This window comes from Algoriphagus boseongensis (assembly GCF_004362805.1).
GTDB lineage: Bacteria > Bacteroidota > Bacteroidia > Cytophagales > Cyclobacteriaceae > Algoriphagus > Algoriphagus boseongensis.
In genome coordinates this window covers 320275-338722 of the sequence record NZ_SNYF01000005.1, presented here as the reverse complement: position 1 = coordinate 338722, position 18448 = coordinate 320275, and the positions used below count along the sequence as shown (strand labels likewise).

The 18448-nt window shown below is 40.6% G+C and carries 14 protein-coding genes; 2 read left to right on the top strand and 12 right to left on the bottom strand.

The genetic code is table 11. From position 1 onward, the window contains the following. Window positions 1-66: 66 nt before the first annotated feature. From DFQ04_RS01520 to DFQ04_RS01510, 3 genes are all read right to left on the bottom strand, one after another. Complete coding sequence (locus DFQ04_RS01520) at window positions 67-1359, bottom strand: prolyl oligopeptidase family serine peptidase (protein WP_133552003.1); 1293 nt, start codon at window positions 1357-1359, stop codon at window positions 67-69. 101 nt (window positions 1360-1460) lie between these two features. Beyond that, the gene (locus tag DFQ04_RS01515) at window positions 1461-1829 is read right to left on the bottom strand and encodes a DUF2116 family Zn-ribbon domain-containing protein (protein WP_133552001.1); all 369 of its coding nucleotides are present in this window, start codon (window positions 1827-1829) and stop codon (window positions 1461-1463) included. 54 nt (window positions 1830-1883) lie between these two features. Then, complete coding sequence (locus DFQ04_RS01510; protein WP_133551999.1) at window positions 1884-2498, bottom strand: class I SAM-dependent methyltransferase; 615 nt, start codon at window positions 2496-2498, stop codon at window positions 1884-1886. A gap of 79 nt (window positions 2499-2577) precedes the next feature. Between DFQ04_RS01510 and DFQ04_RS01505 the strand changes: the two genes are divergently transcribed. Next, window positions 2578-3495 (top strand): NAD-dependent epimerase/dehydratase family protein, encoded by a 918-nt coding sequence (locus DFQ04_RS01505; protein WP_133551997.1) that lies wholly within the window; start codon window positions 2578-2580, stop codon window positions 3493-3495. Here the strand turns inward: DFQ04_RS01505 and DFQ04_RS01500 are convergent. Next, window positions 3492-4313, bottom strand: coding sequence for a hypothetical protein (locus DFQ04_RS01500; RefSeq protein WP_133551995.1), 822 nt, complete (start codon window positions 4311-4313; stop codon window positions 3492-3494). The two genes, DFQ04_RS01505 and DFQ04_RS01500, sit on opposite strands and share 4 nt — an antisense overlap. 617 nt (window positions 4314-4930) lie before the next feature. Between DFQ04_RS01500 and DFQ04_RS01495 the strand changes: the two genes are divergently transcribed. Then, window positions 4931-5515, top strand: coding sequence for a DUF4136 domain-containing protein (locus DFQ04_RS01495; RefSeq protein ID WP_133551993.1), 585 nt, complete (start codon window positions 4931-4933; stop codon window positions 5513-5515). A 72-nt stretch (window positions 5516-5587) separates the two neighbouring features. Here DFQ04_RS01495 and DFQ04_RS01490 read toward each other — a convergent pair whose 3' ends face one another. The 8 genes from DFQ04_RS01490 to DFQ04_RS01455 form a co-directional block, all read right to left on the bottom strand. Beyond that, window positions 5588-6928, bottom strand: a complete 1341-nt coding sequence (locus tag DFQ04_RS01490) for a TolC family protein (RefSeq protein WP_133551991.1) — start codon at window positions 6926-6928, stop codon at window positions 5588-5590. Continuing rightward, window positions 6915-7589: an ABC transporter ATP-binding protein gene (locus tag DFQ04_RS01485; protein WP_133551989.1), complete on the bottom strand. Its 675-nt coding sequence runs from the start codon at window positions 7587-7589 to the stop codon at window positions 6915-6917. Before DFQ04_RS01485 ends, DFQ04_RS01490 begins: the two co-directional genes overlap by 14 nt. A 16-nt stretch (window positions 7590-7605) precedes the next feature. Beyond that, on the bottom strand, window positions 7606-10008 hold the full coding sequence (locus tag DFQ04_RS01480; protein WP_133551987.1) for an ABC transporter permease: 2403 nt from the start codon (window positions 10006-10008) through the stop codon (window positions 7606-7608). A 435-nt stretch (window positions 10009-10443) separates the two neighbouring features. After that, entirely contained in the window at window positions 10444-11793 is a 1350-nt protein-coding gene (locus DFQ04_RS01475) for a Gfo/Idh/MocA family protein (protein ID WP_133551985.1), read from the bottom strand. Window positions 11794-11818: 25 nt separating this feature from the next. Further along, complete coding sequence (locus tag DFQ04_RS01470) at window positions 11819-12481, bottom strand: 3-keto-disaccharide hydrolase (RefSeq protein WP_133551983.1); 663 nt, start codon at window positions 12479-12481, stop codon at window positions 11819-11821. 229 nt (window positions 12482-12710) lie between these two features. Beyond that, a complete protein-coding gene (locus DFQ04_RS01465) occupies window positions 12711-15122 on the bottom strand; it encodes an ABC transporter permease (RefSeq protein WP_133551981.1) in 2412 nt (803 codons plus the stop codon). Between the two features lie 163 nt (window positions 15123-15285). Further along, on the bottom strand, window positions 15286-17730 hold the full coding sequence (locus DFQ04_RS01460; RefSeq protein ID WP_133551979.1) for an ABC transporter permease: 2445 nt from the start codon (window positions 17728-17730) through the stop codon (window positions 15286-15288). Between the two features lie 18 nt (window positions 17731-17748). Beyond that, window positions 17749-18339 carry a hypothetical protein gene (locus DFQ04_RS01455; RefSeq protein WP_133551977.1) on the bottom strand — a complete coding sequence of 197 codons (591 nt, stop codon included), beginning with the start codon at window positions 18337-18339 and terminating at the stop codon, window positions 17749-17751. Between the last annotated feature and the right edge of the window lie 109 nt (window positions 18340-18448).

Here is an 18448-nt window from a genome sequence, read left to right as displayed (position 1 = left end):
TTTACCAAAATCAATGGAGGTAATCGTTAAAAAATGAGAGCCGGCTACTCAACCGGCTCTCTTTTCTTATTTTTTCTTCTTCTGGGCAGCCATCCATTCCATGATGGATACTGGCTTTCCGTTGAGCATGACCGGCGAGCCATCCCGATCCAATCTCGCGACATTGGCATGGGAATAAATCCAAGACCAATGGTCATTGTATCTAAAGTCCTCTCCTCCAAACAAACCGGTGATGTCATGAACAGTATCATACAAGCTCAAATAGACATTTTTAGCACCAGCCTGCTTTAGGCGATCGTAGATTGGAATCACGGTTTCAGGGGCCTTGGTGGTAGGGTCATTTTTTGCATGAACAAACCAGATAGGAACATTTTTGATTTTTTGGATCATTTGATCCGTAACAAACTCATTGTTATAAGCCAAGGCACTGATATATCCGGCTGCAAAGTAATCCGGATGCTCGAAAATTAATTTCAAGGAAATATATCCTCCATTGGAGCAACCACCCACATAAATCCGAGTTGGATCAACTCCTGGGTTCTTGGCTACGAAATCCTGAATCAAAGCAAAGACAGCTTCATTGTAGATGTCATTTACCTGACCTCGGGTCATGCCTTCACCAGCGTCCATCCAGAAAGTTGGGGTCTGGGGAGCCAAAACATAAGCCCCACCAAATAGGACTTGGATTTCGGGAGAGGCATAATTGTAGGCTTTATTTCCGAGCAAGGCAATACTTGGATCTGTTCCACCTTCTCCGCCCCCATGAAGCCAAATGATCAGAGGAGCCTTTCCGCTTACATTTTTTGGGGCAAAAGAGCCATAGGTCAAACTCACCTTTCCATGGGTAAACTTGCCCGTCAAATCAAATTCCTTGAGATCTGCCTGGAGAATGCCATTAGACTCATTCCAGATTTTTCCGGATTTGGAATGAACAACTGTCATTTGGTAGTCAATCCAGTTATTCGCAGCTCTGCTACCAATTCGCATGTATTGCATTGAAGAGGCAATTGGATTATTGGGGCTTACTGCTAGGACCAGAGTGAGGAATTTTCCTTCAGCCATTCTTGTCCCGTTAGCATCTGATGGATAGGTAAAAAGTACGGTTCTCTTACCATTTCTTACAGCCTCTGGCAATTCCCCAAGACTTGAAGAACGGGAAACATAGATTTCAAAATCATTGGCATTTGCATCCGCCATCGGCTGGTCCAAACTTAACACGACCTTGCTCACTGCAGGTCCCCAGTCAAATCCTTCCACAATCAATTTGTAATTTCCTGGCGCAGCAAAAGGATTTTCCTTGGCCTGAACAAGAAAGACAGAAAGGAAAAGCAATAGGGCTATTGAAAAGAGTCTTTTCATAAGGTTATGGGTATGAGTGATGAATTGATAGAGAATACTATGAAAAATCTCGGTTCAAATCCCAGCCAATTATGTAAGAGGTCAATAAAATCCTTTGAGACTTATTTTTCTTTTCCCTTTACAATCAAAAACCAATCTCCTTCCAATTCCAAATACCCGTAATCATAGCAGAAATGGTATTGATTTCCCTTTTTGTTTTGATAGATATGGGTGAAAAATTTGAAATTAAATCCCTCCAGCGCCAGCTTATCACGGGTAGTTTTACCCATCTCTTCCCCGGTAGGAATATGCGATTCCAGGATATTTCGATTCTTTTTCAGGGTATGATTGACGTTCCGAATGAAATTCGTAGAAGCTGAATTTTGCTGATTATTGTAAGTATTGCGGCAATAGTCATCACAAAATCTCTTATCTATTCGGCCTTGAATTGGCTTTCCGCAGTGGAGACAAAGTTTTTTATCAGAATCCATATCCAAAAAGTTTAAACTAATTTAGGAAATTAGTTGGAATTTATTTCTCCAAATTCATTCAGGTTTTTTGGCAATCATCTGGATGACTGAAGACTTTCCTACATGATAATTTCCTTCCTTTAGTTCCTTTTCTACCACTTCCAATTGGAGGATTTCAAAACCTGAAAAATCAGCCTTCAAGTTTTCTTCGCTAAACAAAAATTCAGGATCTTTTGGACCTCCCGCCTTTTCATTTACAGAATTGAACTGGATATGATTTTTTGAAAAAGCTTCCAAAATCACCAAACCTCCGGGCTTTAAAAATTGACTGAGTTTTCTGTGGTATTCTTTTCTCTTTGAAGGGAGAAAATGAGCGAAAATCAAGACCAAAAGATCAAAGGAACTTTCCTTTGCTTCAAATTCTTCAAAGCTTGCTACTTGATAGTTTATCTCCACTCCTCGCTCTGAAGCCAATTTTTGAGCTTTAACTTTTGCCGACTCAGAAAAATCAAATGCTGTAACATCCCAACCTTTCTGAGCTGCAAAAACAGCATTTCTCCCTTCACCTTCGGCTGGAAAAAGCGCCATTCCTGGTGTTAATCCTTCCAACTTTTCCTTTAAAAATTCATTGGGTTCAGTTCCGTAGGCGTATTCCGATTCCTGATAGCGGGAGTTCCAAAATTCTTTCATGCTCAAGTTTTTTAAGGGAATGTGATTTTCTTTTAAAAAATTCCAAAAGGACTTAACTTCTTCCAAAACAACTGAACTTATGAAACTTCACACCATTCTTGGCGCTAACGGGAATATCGGCATTGCTATTTCGCATGAATTACATCTTGCAGGAATTCAAGTACGACAAGTGAGTAGAAATCCCAAAAAAATCCATGAGTCAGATGAAGTTTTTGTAGGCGACTTATTGGATTCAGTTTCGATAAGGGAAGCAGTCAAGGGATCTGAGGTTGTTTATTTATGTGCTGGAATCACCTACTCGGCTAAAATCTGGGAAAGAGATTGGCCAATAATCATGAAAAATACTCTTGAGGCCTGTATAGCTGAAAATTGTAAGCTGGTGTTTTTTGATAACATGTACGCTTTGGATCCAGATGAAATAGGACACTTGACAGAAAAAACTCCAATGAATCCAAAGAGCAGAAAAGGGAAAGTAAGAAAGCAGATACTGGAAATGCTTTGGCAAAAAGTCAATTCAGGAGATCTTACAGCCATGGTAGTGAGGGCAGCAGACTTTTACGGTCCAGATGCAAAAAACAGTTTTCTTCAGGAGTTGGTAATTAACCGGGTCAAAGCTGGTAAAAGTCCTCAGTGGACCTATTCGGGAGACAAGAAGCATTCTTTCACTTTTATCCCAGATGCCGGGAAAGCAACTGTTCAATTAGCATTGCACCAAAGTGCATGGAATCAAACCTGGAATCTGCCTACCGATCCCAGCTATCCAAGTGCGAGGGAAATCACCCAACTTCTCAATGAAAAATTGGGAAAAAACACCAAGCTAATGGTCATGCCTGATTTTATGGTTTGGCTTTTGGGCTGGTTTATTCCACCTCTGAAAGAAATCCGTGAGATAAAATATCAGACCGCGGAAGACTATTGTTTTGATTCTTCAAAAATTGAAAATGCATTTGAATTAAAGCCTACTCCTTTTGAGGAGGGATTGGAATCCTGTCTCTAATAGGCTTTTAAATTCATTCTATAAAGGACCAAATTAGATTCTTCTACTGATGATAGGGATGGATTTTTTTGGCCAACTAACCTTCCTTTCCTATCCACTACTAACTGTCCATTTACTCCATTTGGCAATACAATTCCTTTTGCCAAAACATTTAACTCTTTATCTAGAACAGCCAATAAAGGTGGATTTAATTGATAGATTTTTTCAGGATCCAAGCGACCGGACTCACCTTTAGCTTGAGAAAAAGTATCTTCTGAAATTCCAAGGGTATATTGGACTACTAAATAATCACCTATAGAAAAAATATCTCTAAAAGTCCCTGGCATTTTTTTTCCAAAACTATCATAGAACTTACTAGCCTGATTGAGTGGAACTTCATCATAGCTCACCCAATTTTCCAAATCCAAATTCACCGTTTTTTGATAAATAAATTCATTCCCTTGTTGCTGATAATGTAAAATTTCAGGACGAATCCAATTCAGTAAATAGAACTCTTTTCCTTCGAGAAACGGGACTGGAATCAGGGAACCATGGTACTCGCCATTTAGGAATTTTGACTCTTGTGGGAGTGAAATTAAAAATCGTACTGATTCTTCATTTGATTGAAAGGAAAATAGGGAATCTGTATACGTTCGCTTATAAAAATCATCAGTAAAACCACCTTCCAAATCACTTTCAGCCATAAACTTTGGATAAAGAAATCCACCATTCCATGGTATTAAAGATAATTTAGGAAGAAAGGTGAAGGAAGTATACGAATACGGGATCTTTAATTGATCAGTAGAATTTCCTTTTTCATAAAATTTAAATCCTTCCAAATCTGTGGCTATCCCTACTTTCCCATTCACATAACCCATTCCCAAAATCATAGAAACAGCACCAGGGCCATCCCAAGGTATGCTATCTTCCCATGAGATTTTTCCACTCTCGTCTACTTCAATATATCGGTAATAAGATTCATTGGAAAGGAGAAAGTGTCCAGTAGACCTATCATAATCCACAAGGTATCTTGGCTCGAGATAATCAATCAATACAGAATCTTCCAAAATCAATGAAAATGAGAAATTCTCAGACTCCTGAGAGCTTGAACAAGCGAAAAAACAAAAACTCAATATTAAAAGTCCAAAGGAATAGTTTTTCATAATGTAAATAGTTAGAAGATTAATAGTTTAATATATCTTAAAAATTAGAAATATCCATACTCCACAAAATTAACTTTATCAAAAGCCTCAATTTTCTGTCTTCCGTCAGGCAATTCTTGAATTTTTCTTGGAATCAAAAGAAAATTCAAGGCTTGTTTCATTTTTATGACTCAGTTTTTCTAACTTATAAAGAGATAGTAAACTGAATATTAGGCATTTGAAAACAAACTTCCCGAAAGGAGGTTTCCTATTAAGTTGCTCAAAAAAAGCTTTGATCTCTAATTGAAAAGGCCATGAAAAATTCTACCATCCTTCCCTTACTTCTTTTGGTATTCTGCTCTTCTTGTTTTACATCTAAAGACTACATCACAGACTACGATTATAATTACACGGGTTCTTTCAAAAAATATAAAACCTTCTCATTCATTGAACCCACTGACATAGACACCACTATTTTAACTCCGGTTCTGAATTCTACAATTGGAGCAAGATTGGGTTCACAGGGTTTTAGAGAGCAGGACCAAAAACCTGATATGCTGGTCAGCTATAAGATTTTCACCGATTCAGTGAGGTATAGAGGATATGTGCAGCCCGAATTTGACTATTGGCTAAACAGAACGGGGATGACCTATAGAAATGATGAAGGGGAAATCGAGCGAGAACAGGAAAAAGATGAGACCTACAACATGGTAAAATATGCCGAAAACAATGGAATGTTGGTCATCTATGTCATTGACAGCAAGAAAGGGCATACCATTTGGCAAGGATATACGGCTGCTACTTTTGATTTTGAATCCCCAACATTCGCCTCAGATATTACCCGCGCAGCCTATCGGGTGATGAACGAATTCAAAATCGTGAATAGGATGATGGAATAAAGAATTCTCTCTTAAATCATAAAAAAAGCAGGTTCCTAAAAACCTGCTTTTTGCTTTATAGGAAACAGCTAATCAAAGTTCCAAAGTACCCATGGCAAATTTCATCAGGACATCCTGGAAAAAGAGCGTATAGACAGCCTGAGCTTGATCAGCCTGAGATCGAACCAATTGCTGGTTTGCGGTAGCCAAATCTACAAACGTGGATAGACCTAATCGGAATCTTTCCTGAACTGCTTTATAAGCTTCTTCAGCAGCTTGAACCTGAACTTTGGTATTAAACTCTTTTCTCAAGGCGGCTTGGTAATTTTGATGTGCCAATTTCACATCCTGATATACTTTTCGATCAATTGCCTTTTCCCTCAAAATTTGATTTTGATACATCACTTTAGATCGAGTAACGTCAAGACGGGTTTGGAAATTGGAGAAAATTGGAATGGCTAAGCTCAAACCCAATGTGTTTTGGGGATAAATTTTCAGGAATTGCTCTTGAAGGGACCTGCCATCCAAGGAAGTAAAGAAGGTATTGTAATTGTAGAAGGCGTTGATTCTGGGATAATACATGGCCTTGATCGCCTGCATATCTTTTTTGTAGGAATCCTTCAAAAGGGATTGCTGAAGCTTGTCCGCACGATTGAGTTCTGCCATTTCATAAAGTTCATCTACTCCAAAACCCTGAAACTCTCTGCTTCCGGATTCCGGATCCACCGTTTCCAAAAACGGAACGATTCCCGGTTCCAGTTGAAGGTATTCGGTAAGTGACCAGAGATCGTTTTCCAGAGCAATTTCTGCATCCACTTTCACCGATTCTACACGAGCCACTTCAGATTGTTGATTATACAAATCCGATACAGTCCTCAATCCAGCATCAACAAAACCTTCGATTTGTCGCAAAACCTCCTTTTGATTGTCCAGATTTTGCTGAGCAATACGAAGAAGTTCTTGATCAAGTAGAACCTGTAAATACCGCCTAGCCACGTCAAAAGTAATCTGCTGCTTGGCTCGCTCAAGTCCCTTCTCCCCTGCCTCAAAAGCCAATTTGGCTGATTGAGTATCCAGAATTCTTCGACCCGAATTGAACACAGGCATGTTCATATTCAAATTTCCGCTGACGATATCGTTGGTTACATTAGTTACTACAATCTCACCCTCGATTTGCTGGAATTGCTGACCAGACTGTTTAAGAAAATTTGAACTGACACCTACGGATGGCAAGTGAGAAAGTAGAGCGACCTGCTTTTCTTTTTGTGCAATCTCCAGGTTGTTTTTTTGAATTTGATACTCCAGATTTTTTTCCATGGCTATTTCCACAGCCTCTCTGAAATTCAATCTGAGAGTATCTTGAGCCTTCCCTATTACCAAAAAGCCCATTACCAAAAATCCGGTAAGAAGACTTCCTTTTTTAAATACGTTCATCTGATTCAATTCTTCCGTCTACCAAATTGATTAATCTTGTGCCGTAATCGGCGTTTTCGCGTGCGTGAGTTGCTTGAATTATTGTGGTTCCCTCAGCATGCAGTTCCTTAAATACTTCCATAATTTCTTTGGCCTGACCTGAATGAAGGTTACCCGTTGGCTCATCTGCCAACAACACTCGAGGTCTCCCTGCAATTGCCCGAGCAATCCCAACCAATTGTTGCTGTCCACCCGATAGTTGGGCTGGAAACAGATCTTTCTTGGCTACCATTTTAAAGCGATCCAAAAGTTCGGCTATGATGCTTTTTCGCTCTGCCGAAGACACATTTCGATACAAAAGAGGTGTTTCAATGTTTTCATACACCGTCAATTCATCGATTAGGTGATAGGCCTGAAAAATGTAGCCAAATTCACTTTTGTGAAGATTGGATCTTTCCTTCTCCTTCATATTAAGGATGTTTCTTTCTCCAAAGAAGTACTCCCCAGCATAATCCTCATCCAACAGACCCAGAATATTTAATAAGGTGGATTTTCCGGCTCCAGAGGGCCCCATTAGGGTGATAAACTCACCTTCCTGGATACTAAGATTCACCCCCTTGAGAATGAAAATCCGCTGAAATCTGGACTCAATGTATTTGTCAATATTTTTTAATTCAATCATATAGCTAAGACTTGACTTATTCAGATTTTAAGGTTTTTGCAGGATTTAAGCGGAATACCTTCCAGCTTCGGTAGCCAATGGTTAGGATTGCAAGTGTGAATACTAGTCCTATGGAGATAAGAAATGGAGTTACTCCTACTTCGGTTTGGTTGGCAAAGCCCTTTAGCCACATTTGGGCAAACCAAAGTCCAAAGCCTATCGCTAAAATGGCTGACACTCCCAGTAATTTCATGAAATCAATGGCCAACACTCCAAGAACATCTCTTCCTGTGGCGCCCAAAACTTTTCGGATGCTGATTTCTCTGGTTCGTCTAAGTGCCACATAGCTCACCAATCCAAATAGTCCCATCAGTGCCAAAAGAATTGCAATTCCTGAAAACAGGGTGAAAACTGCACTTGAATTTTGCTCGGATTGGTAAAGGTTATTGTAGGCCGAATCCACAAAGACAGGATTGAAAGGTCTTCCGGGAACTAGCTTTGCCCAAATTCCGGCTAAAGTGGATAAATGTTTGGAAGGGTCTCCCTCTGGAATTTTAATCAAAAGAACACTGGCATCTGCAGGATCATTAAAAATCGCCAAAGGGCCCACTTCATGATGCAAGGAATTGAAGTAAAAGTCTTTCACCACCCCTTTAATCAGAGAATTTTGCATGTAACCCAAATTGACATGCTTTCCGATGGCTTCCTCTGAATTCCATCCCATTTGTCTGATGGCCGCCTCATTTAGAATTATAGGAAACTCTTCAGTCCCATCCTCCAAATCACTTCTTTTGATATCTGATTCGGAAAAATTCTCTCCAGCAACAAGTTCAAGATCGATAGTGTTAATCAAATCAGTATCTACGGAGTAACCCGTAATCATGAATTCACTCTGATTATCTCCTCCGGGAAACATTTTGTATCCGGCCTTGATGTGAATTGGCATGTCGCCAGCCTGAGCAACCTGAATCGCTGCACCTGAGCGGATTAGTTCGGCCTTTATCGTGGGCATCTGGGATCTGCTCTCATAGGGGTAGCTTACAGCGACTAGCCTTTCTTTGCTATAACCCAAATTGACTTCTTTCATAAAATCCAACTGAGCTTTTACCACAAAAGTGGAAATCAATAAACCCATTGAGACAAAGAATTGGAAAACAACAAGAGATTTTCTCACCCATGCTCCACCCCCCATTTTGATTTTGTTTCCCAAAGCTTTGATTGGCTCCATTCCAGATAAAATCAGGGAAGGATACAATCCCGCCAATAAGCCAACGAGAAGAGCCAAGGCTATTAAAAACCCAATTCCCAAGGGAGAAGCCAGTAAATCCAAACTCAGAGGAACCTGCCCTAAATTCACTAAAAACGGCGCAAGAAGATAGATTACCAAAAGGCTAACCAACAACGCTCCAAGAGTAAGAATAAAAGATTCTGAGACAAACTGACCGAAAAGTTGGAATCGGTCAGCACCCATAACCTTACGTAAGCCTACTTCTTTATTTCTTTCTGTGGCTTCGGCAGTAGCCAAATTCACATAGTTGATGATTCCTATGGCAATCAACAAAATCGCCACCACCCCGAAAATGTAGAGGTACTTTAAATCAGTACCTGGTTTGATCCTGTTAAGCGTCGGATCTCCTGTATGAACAGCGGCAATGGGCTGGGTATAAAAGGCAGTTTGAAACCCATATTCTTTCTGATCAGCCCCGAGGTATTTTTCAACCATTTGAGCCATTTTGGATTCGAAAGCTACCACATCAGTTCCCTCTCTAAGCTTCACATAATTGTAATAATTACTTGGAGACCATTGAGGATTTTTTCCATGTCGGTGTGTTTGAAAGGAGGCCAAAAAGTCAAAATCCATGTGGCTGTTGCTTGGAAAATTCTGCATCACCCCTGTGATTTCAAACTCCTGTCCATCCACCTTGATTACTTTACCCACAGCATTGGAAACATTCCCAAAAAGGCGATCAGCTGTTTCTTCAGTTACTACCAATTTATTGGGTTCATCCCAAAGCTTTCCTTTTTGCCCGGCCAATAATTGAAAGTCAAAAACGTCCAAAAAATTCTCATCCACCATGGCATATCTCTTCTCCTCCTGATTCCCTGCTCCAGCGTCAATCATGACTGAGGAAAAAATACTCAGGTCAAAAACCAAAGTTGCTTTTTCAACTTCCGGAAATTCCTCTCGAAGAGTGATAGGCAGAGAAGAGGGAGAAGTTCCGACCAATTGATTTTGACCTTCAGAAGTAAACTCTTGATTGAGTTTATAAATCCGCTCATAATCCGAATACATTCGGTCGTAGCTCCACTCATGATGGATATAAAGGGAAATGGCGATAAAGCTCACCAAAGCTATCGTCAATCCAAGAAGATTGATCCCTGTGTACAGCTTCCTCTTTTGGAGGTTCCTAAAAGAAATTTTGAGGTAATTTTTCCACATAACAATTGGAAGATTATAAAATTGGAAGATTGAAAGATTCACTCATTGCAACCTTTCAGTCAGGAATTTTGGCGATTCTTTAACATGGAATTTCCTAGTTCCAGAGTCGGCCAAAATTCTAACTGAATTTCTCCTCTACCCTTTTCCACTATTATGCCATAAAAAAAGCCTCTGGAAAAGCTCCAAAGGCCATTTTTTAATTAGTATGCTGACAAGCTCTCGAACATTTTTGTTCGCCAGCGAACAAATCAGTAGGCAGTGAGCAGTCTCATTGGTCATTTGGTAGGTCTTTAAGACTGAGCACCTGAGAGACAATAGTCTCGAAATAGAAGCACTTAATAGACGGCAGTCGCAGATTTCAGAACTCAGCCGCATCGATCAATAGAAAGTTGATCAGACTTTCTAAACTCTTGCTACTAAATACTTGATACTAGCTTAAAACTTCCGATACTTCCCACCCAAATACTGATTCGCTTCCTTTTCTTGGAATTTCGCCTTTTTGCTATCCCAGTGAAGCATTTGATTCGGGAATCTTCCGGCGATTACGCCCAAAAGAATTGTCTCGGTAAGCCTGGCTGAATATTCGAAAGGCGCACTGCATTCCCCTTTTCCCAAACAAGCATCTACAAATTGATGGTAGTGCTTTTTACTTTCTGAATCATAGTCTTTTACAGGCTTACCAAGATTAAATTTTTCAATATCCATTTCCTGATATTTCCCATCCACGATCAAGCGAGGCAATTGCTGGAAATGCGGAAGGAGCAATCTTCCCTTTTCTCCCATAAACATGGCTCCCTGATCTGGAAGCTTATCTCCATTCGGTAAAACCAAATCAGGATGCTCATCTGGGGCTCCCATGCCGTCATACCATACCCATTTTAGAGAATCCGTGGTGTATGGAGTGCCAGGAAATTCATAGGTAACGGTGTTATGCTCTGGGAAACCAAAACCCGTCGGCTGTCTACATTCATTGATGATAGTTCTGGGCACATCTAATTGGAGCGCGTTGTATGGAGTATCAAAAATGTGAACACCCATATCTCCCAAAGTTCCGCAACCAAAATCCATGATTTTCCTCCAATTGCCGGGATGATAGTAACCTTCTTTGAAAGGTCTTTCCGGAGCTGTTCCAAGCCATAGATTCCAATCCAAATTAGCTGGCACGGGATCACTTCCACTTGGCTCAGGCCCATCAAAGCCCCAGTTTTTAGGAGACCAGGCCCTAACCGTATTTACCTTTCCAATTATCCCGGATTGGATCAGAAGAGTTGCCAGCTTATAGTCATAAAAAGAATGAACCTGAATCCCCATTTGGGTCACCAGGTTTTTCTTGGCTGCCAGTTTTTTCATCGCTCTGGCCTCGGTCACATGGTGAGTCAGGGGTTTTTGACAATACACAGGCTTATCCATTTTCATCGCCATCAAGGATGCTGGAGCATGAGTATGGTCAGGGGTGGAGACAATGACCGCATCTATTTGATCTTCCAGCTCTTTAAGCATGGTGCGATAGTCTGCATAGGTTTTGGCATTGGGATGAAGGGTCTTGGCCCCTGCCAGTGCTTTGCTATCTACATCACAAAGTCCCACGACCTTGACTAGCTCATGAGATGAAATAGCATCCAAATCAGCCATTCCCATGCCGCCCAATCCAATATGGGCTGTTCGTAATTTTCCATTAGCCTGAGCTTTGGCTAAAAGAGAGGGAGCGAGGGAAAGTCCCAAAATCCCCAATCCGGTTCTTTTTAAGAAGTCCCGGCGATCAATAACTTGAAATTTCTTATTCATTTTTGGGTAATGTTTTGACTAGTGATTACAATTCTTTGATTCGAATATTTCTGAAAAAGACCACATCTCCATGCCCTAAAAATCCGATATGGCCAGTGGATCGCTGAAGACCAGGATGATCTCTTTTATCCAAAGTACCCTCTTTACTTTCTTCTAAATAGTCTCCTTCCAGAATGGTTTCTCCATTTAAAACGACCTTGATTTTGGGATGCTCGACAATTACTTCCTCCACATTCCATTCCCCTACAGGTTTCAAAAATCCCTTCTTGGCAGCAATTACTCCATAGACAGAACCGTGAAATTGGTACTCTTTTAAGCCTTTATATTTATCAGCAGTATTTTCCAGAATCTGAATTTCTTTACCCACATACGCAGCATCACCTTCAAGGGGGGCATGAATACCCAAGCCATTGTTAGCTCCAGGGGTCAATTTGAACTCAAATCGAAGGATAAAATTTCCGTATTCTTTTTCGGTATAGAGGTTCCCTCCTCCTCCACCTTTAGGTTCAATGACGATCATACCATCCTTAACCTGATAGGAATCCTTATTCCCTACCCATCCATCCAAATTTTTTCCATTGAAAAGTGAAGTGAAACCGGCTTCCTGAGCAAAAATCTGAGAACTTGATAAAACAGAAAGGGAAAAAGCTAAAGTGAAAATCCTTAGAAAGCGAAATCGATTTGTCATAGTAGGTGGTGGAAATGGTCTAGTACAAATCTAAAAGAGTTAATGGTTTTTCAAATGCCGTTTGTCAATTGGAGGTTGGGAAGTTAGGGAGTTAGGAAGTCGGGAGGTTGGGGAGCAGGGAGTTGGGTGGTTGGGAAGTTAGGGGGTTGGGGAGAAAAAAGGAGAAGCTAAAAACCTGATTTCTCAGATTTCTAGCTTCAGCTTTTAAATTAGATTTCTCGGTACTTTTTTACTCGTCTTTGAGAACTTGGGCTGGATTGGTTTGTGCAGCGATGTAGGAATGAAGCCCTACTATCATCAGGCAAAGAACCATGACGCCTAAACCCGCCAACCCATATAGACCAAAAGGCATATCAATTCGGTAGGTAAAATCACTTAACCAATCCTTTAGAAAATAATAGGCGGGAAAAACAGCGATAAAGAAGGAAATCAGAATAAGAACAACATAATCCTTTGAGATAAGCGCTAAAATCTGTCCCATCGTGGCTCCAAGCACCTTTCTGATGCTAATCTCTTTAGTTCGCTGGGCAATGGTAAAGGATGAAAGCCCAAAAAGGCCCATTGCAGAAATCAAAATTGCCAAAATACTCGCCCCGCTCAACACATTTTTGATTCGGGTATCCTCCTCATAGAATCTATTGATTTCCTCATCTAGGAAGTTGAATTCAGCATTTTCATAGGGATACACTTGCTTATAAATAGCTTCCAAAGCCGATTTTGCCTCGGAGAGGTTTCTTCCTGCCTGAAGCTTCACACTGATTGTCTGAAAAAACTTTGGATTATAGGTAAGAATAAGCGGTTTGATTTCCTCTCTCAATGACCTAGAATGAAAATTCCCCACAACACCTACGATCTTTTTTTCCTCTCCTCCAAAGCTAACAACTCGATTGATTGCCTCTTCAGGGATAGAAGCTCCCATCTCCTTTAGGTAATTTTCATTGATAAGGATTTCATCCATTCTATTCGATCCCGGCTTTCCAGCAAGTAATGGTATGCCATTTACCCCAATAAAAGCCGAATCCACATTCATTACTTGTTGGTAAATTTCCTTCTCGGTGGTATCCACAGCCACTCTGGAATCGGAAGTCCAAAGACTGGTAGAGGAAACCAAGCTTCCACTTAAACTTGTACTGAGGACGTCTGATTGTTGATTGATTAACTCTTGAAGGCGAAGCATTTTATCCGGATCTGACATAAAAGGCAGAGATGAATAAAGTACCTCCTCTTTCTCAAATCCTAATGGTTGACTTGTTACATATTTGATTTGAGCCTGAAGGACTAAAACCAAAATGATGAAAGCAATGGACGAGGAAAACTGAAGGACCGTAAGGTTTTTACGAAGAAATACTCCTATCGAGAATTTACCTGTTTTAGTTTTTTCTCCTTTTAATGCCCGCGCTGGCTGATATCCCGATAATATCAAAGCTGGATAAATCCCAGAAACCAAGCTTAGCACCAGAGGAAAAAGGAGATAAAACCCAAAGTTTATTTTGGTGAAATATTCTAATTCAAACCCACTTGGTAAATAGGTGCCGAAAATATTGATCAGCAAACCAGTCAATCCCAATCCTACTAACATAGAAAAGCCTACCAAAAGGTATGTCTCAGTTAAGAATTGAAAAATCAGCTGACCTTTTCTTCCACCCAAAGTTTTTCGGATTCCTACTTCTTTGCCCCTACTCATGGCATGGGCAGTTTCCAAATTAATGAAATTCAAAGTAGCCAAGGCCAGAATGATCAAGCCGATATAAATCATCCCATACAAGAAAACTTTGGACACAGAAGTCATGTCATAGTTCTCACCAAAATGAATTTCTCGAAGCGGTTCGGCCGTGAAACTAGTCGTCGCATCTTCACTTTTATCATAGTTTTTCTCTGCAAGTTTCGCCAAAGCAAGCTCAAGACTCTCCTCCATTCCAGGCTTTATTGTTTTGACAAAAAGCTGTGAACTTGAATTCACATTTCCCCAGCTATGTAAGCCAAACCACTCTTTTTGTTCCTCAGATTGGATGGAGCTGTAAGAGATAAACTCATTAAAAATAAAATCGGAGTTCTCCGTGAAATCGGCTACCACACCAGTGATTTTTGCCAAAAGGGTGTCTGACTCTATGAAAGCCATTTCTTTCCCCAAAACTTCAATAGGTTCAAAATTGGGGAAGTATTTTTTCAAACTAGACTCTGTAATCACTACTGAGTTTGGCTCCACAAGGGAAGTTGTGGAATTGCCTGCTAGCCATTCTCTGGGAAAAATCTGAAAAAACCCTTGATCTGCATAAGTGACTGTATTTTCTCTTCCGAAGGATCGATTGGATTCAGGGTCGGTAATCAAAGTCTGATAACATGTATAAAGACGACCTTTGTGTTGAATTCCAGGCACCTCAAGGTCAATGACTTCACCGAGTGGTCCGGGGGTTCCTGAATTTGGAAACGCTCTCCCTCCTCCCCAATCCGTCAGCGTGTTGATTCTGTAAATCTGATCCGAGTCCGGATGAAAAGTATCAAAACTATAGGCATGCCAGACGACATTGAAAATCAAAAAGCAAATCGATATTCCTAAGGAAAGTCCAAGCACATGAATACCAGCTCGGACTTTATTGCGAAGAATATTTCTCCAGGCGATTTTAAGGTAGTTTTTGAGCATGATCTAAATTTGAAAATTGAAAGATTTTAAAATTGGAAGATTTAGGTTTCTAAAGTTGAAAGTTTGTAATGTTTTAAGCCATTAAGGTATCCAAGTATATGAGGCCTAAATTGTATCCATGCCCTCGTAATTCGTAAATCGTAAATCCTATTTTCTTTAAGCCCTATTCATCCTTCAAGGTATTTACCGGGTTACTCAGGCTGGCCTTGAGAGATTGAACATATACGATCAAAAGAGTGAAAGCTATTCCTCCTAAACTGAGCAAGCCGAAACTCAGCCATGATGGCCAGGCTTTTATTGCAAACTGTGAAACCCAGCCTTGCATCAAATACAAGCTAAACGGAAGTGCAACCAGTAAACCCAAGGCTGTGATTACCAAATATTCCTTTCCAAACATCCAGGAAATACTCCAGCCTGAGGCTCCCAACACTTTTCTGATTCCAATTTCCTTGGTACGTCCAGCGATGGACAAAGCAACCATGGCAAGTAAACCCATAGATGCAATCAATATGGCAATGCAGGAGGCGATAAAGACCATTTTCCCCAGCCGCTCATCGGCTTGATATTGCTCTTGTACCGTCTCGTCCATAAAGGTGATATTCAGGGGTAGTCCAGCATACATCTTATTCCATTCTTCCTCAATCACACCTTTTATCTGATTCAAATCCCCAACGGCAGATTGAACAAGCAGCTTAGGATTTGTGGTGGAATTGATCATCAAATTGGAAATACCACTAAAAACTGCCTCAGGACTCTTGGCGATTAAAACCGGTTCAATAGGCTGGTATAGCGAAGCATGGTGGAAATCCTTTACTACACCCACTATTTGATGTGGGTCAAATCGGGTTCCTGGGATCATTTCTCCGGTTGGATCATCCCAGTCAAAAGCTTGAGCAAATGCCTCGTTGATCAAAAAGGAACTGCTATCTGCGCCGATGGTTGGATTGAGATCTCTACCCTCAACTAGCTCCATTCCCAGAGTTTTCAAGTAATCTCCCGCAACAAAATTGACTTTGAAAGAGAATAGAGTTCCATCCTCTTTGGGATAGCCTACCTGCCAATAAGCATCATCTCCGTAAGTAGCAACAGAAATGGCAGTTGAAGCGACTTCTGCTCTGGCAGCTAAAGTCTGTCGGAAAGTTTCTGCGGTTCTATAACTTTCCTTCAGGGAGGTAAGAAAACTTTTGGAAGGGTAATCCGGCATATCCACAATCAGGATCTGATCCTGAGCAAATCCCAAATCATAATTTCTGATGGCATTCATCTGGTTGACCATGATGAGTGTTGCTGCTATCAGGAGAAAAGAAATGAAAAACTGAAAAGTCACTAATCCTTTTCGAAGTCCTTGTTTTCCAAAATGTATAGAGAGATTTCCCTTTAGCACTTTGATAGGTCGAAGACCAGAAAGGAAAAATGCCGGGTAAGCTCCTGCAAGGCCTGTAATAATCAATATCAAACCCAGCAAAATGGAGAATTGCACCGGTCCGTAGACAATATCCAATTCCTTCTGAAAGAGGTCATTAAAAGTAGGCAAAAGCAATTCTGCCAAGACCAATCCAATAATGGATGCCATTAAAGTAGTCAAAAATGCCTCTGTCAAAAATTGGCCTATCAGCTGGGCAAAACTTGCTCCCATGGTTTTTCTAACCCCAACTTCCTTGGCTCTGGAAGTCGCTCTTCCAATCGCCATTGTAGTGAAATTGATGCAGGCAATCAGCAATACTAAAAATGCAATTCCGGCTAAAATCCATAACAAAGAAGCCTGCGTGGTTTCAATTCCACCATTGCCTGCTCCTTGGGAAAAATGCATTTCTGAAATGGGAGAAAGCGAAAAATAGAGACCCCCTTCTTCGTATTCCTCTCCAAGAGACTTTTTCATAAAGGCCTCCATGCTCTGATGGATCGACTCTACCTGCTCTGAGGATTGCAATTTGACCAGATTAAAGCCCCAGACGTTGTACCAGGAAGCCAAACTTTCCTCATCCGCAAAGAAGTCCATGTTTGCTATGGGCATGAGGATTTCAAAGGGAATGGAGGAATTAGCGGGTGGGTTTTGCAAAACACCAGTTACCTGATAATCCACAAAGTCTTCACCCATTTTTAGTTGAATGGATTTTCCGATTGGGTTTTCATTTCCGAAATATTTTTCACCCACTTCTTCGGTGATCACCACACTAAACTTGTCCTGAAGCTGATTGGAAATATCTCCCTTAAGAAGCGGGAAATTCAGAATCTTCAAAAAATCCGCATCCACCAAACGTAGCCTTTGATTTTGAGAACTTTGATCTGGCAAAATCGCCTGTACATCAGCACCTGTAACCCCTGAAATTGCCTCGATTTGAGGAAACTCATCACGAAAAGCAGCAGCAAGGATTACAGGAGAAGCATAAGTTTCCCGCATTTCTCCATCTATCCTTTCATGAGTTTTCACCCTAAAAATCCGGTCTTGGTCTTCATGAAAAGAATCAAAACTCAATTCAAATTGGACAAAGAAAAAAATCAAAATGCCGACTCCCAGACCCAAGGATAAGCCAATCAGATTGATCCCTGTATGGAGTTTATGCTTGAATAAATTTCGGATTGCGATCTTGAAATAGTTTTTAAGCATATTTCTAAAGGTTAAGGCTTAGATTCCAAATTCTTTTTTTCTCACTTTGATCAAAGTAGGAATATCCAAAACTTGTCCGTCCTGGTAAGTATTGTCTATCTTCAGTAGCAGGTATTTTTTACCATTCACTTTAAAAAACACTTCTTGACCAATTTTGAGAGCCACTCCGCTAGTAGACATAGGATTGAGGTTTGGATTCATGACTCCAGGAATGATCAAAGGAATACTTGACTTGGAGCTGTTATAAAAAGTAAGTCCCACCTCTTTCCCAAAAACTTGGGATTCCTCAGCCTTCAAACTAACCAAGTAGCCAACCTTGATTGCTTCCTTGGAAGGATTGCTCAGCAGAAGGCTGGCAAATTCTTCTACTAAGACCTCCTCGGTGGAATTTTTGCTAAGACCAAATCCTCTGATAAATTCTTTAGTCTCGGCATGTACGACTTTGACATCAATCCCCTGAGAGGAGGTGTTAAAAATTTTCACCTTACTAGTGGCTGAATTATCCCAAGTGAGTTGAACGCTCTCGCCAACAGGTATCACCACCTGAAGCCTTGGGAAATAGCTGCCTGGGATAAGCAGTAAAGAGAATAAAAGTGTGGTAAGTTTCATAGACAAAGATCCTTAGTGTGCCAATCATTAGTCTAGGATTATGCCATACTAAAACCCCAAAATCAGCAAATAGAGACCTATTTTTTGATTTTGGGGCAAATTCCTACGG

Coding starts and splice junctions, on each gene's coding strand:
- DFQ04_RS01520 (WP_133552003.1), bottom strand. CDS start 1,359: ATGAAAAGACTCTTTTCAATAGCCCTATTGCTTTTCCTTTCTGTCTTT.
- DFQ04_RS01515 (WP_133552001.1), bottom strand. CDS start 1,829: ATGGATTCTGATAAAAAACTTTGTCTCCACTGCGGAAAGCCAATTCAA.
- DFQ04_RS01510 (WP_133551999.1), bottom strand. CDS start 2,498: ATGAAAGAATTTTGGAACTCCCGCTATCAGGAATCGGAATACGCCTAC.
- DFQ04_RS01505 (WP_133551997.1), top strand. CDS start 2,578: ATGAAACTTCACACCATTCTTGGCGCTAACGGGAATATCGGCATTGCT.
- DFQ04_RS01495 (WP_133551993.1), top strand. CDS start 4,931: ATGAAAAATTCTACCATCCTTCCCTTACTTCTTTTGGTATTCTGCTCT.
- DFQ04_RS01490 (WP_133551991.1), bottom strand. CDS start 6,928: ATGAACGTATTTAAAAAAGGAAGTCTTCTTACCGGATTTTTGGTAATG.
- DFQ04_RS01485 (WP_133551989.1), bottom strand. CDS start 7,589: ATGATTGAATTAAAAAATATTGACAAATACATTGAGTCCAGATTTCAG.
- DFQ04_RS01480 (WP_133551987.1), bottom strand. CDS start 10,008: ATGTGGAAAAATTACCTCAAAATTTCTTTTAGGAACCTCCAAAAGAGG.
- DFQ04_RS01475 (WP_133551985.1), bottom strand. CDS start 11,793: ATGAATAAGAAATTTCAAGTTATTGATCGCCGGGACTTCTTAAAAAGA.
- DFQ04_RS01470 (WP_133551983.1), bottom strand. CDS start 12,481: ATGACAAATCGATTTCGCTTTCTAAGGATTTTCACTTTAGCTTTTTCC.
- DFQ04_RS01465 (WP_133551981.1), bottom strand. CDS start 15,122: ATGCTCAAAAACTACCTTAAAATCGCCTGGAGAAATATTCTTCGCAAT.
- DFQ04_RS01460 (WP_133551979.1), bottom strand. CDS start 17,730: ATGCTTAAAAACTATTTCAAGATCGCAATCCGAAATTTATTCAAGCAT.
- DFQ04_RS01455 (WP_133551977.1), bottom strand. CDS start 18,339: ATGAAACTTACCACACTTTTATTCTCTTTACTGCTTATCCCAGGCAGC.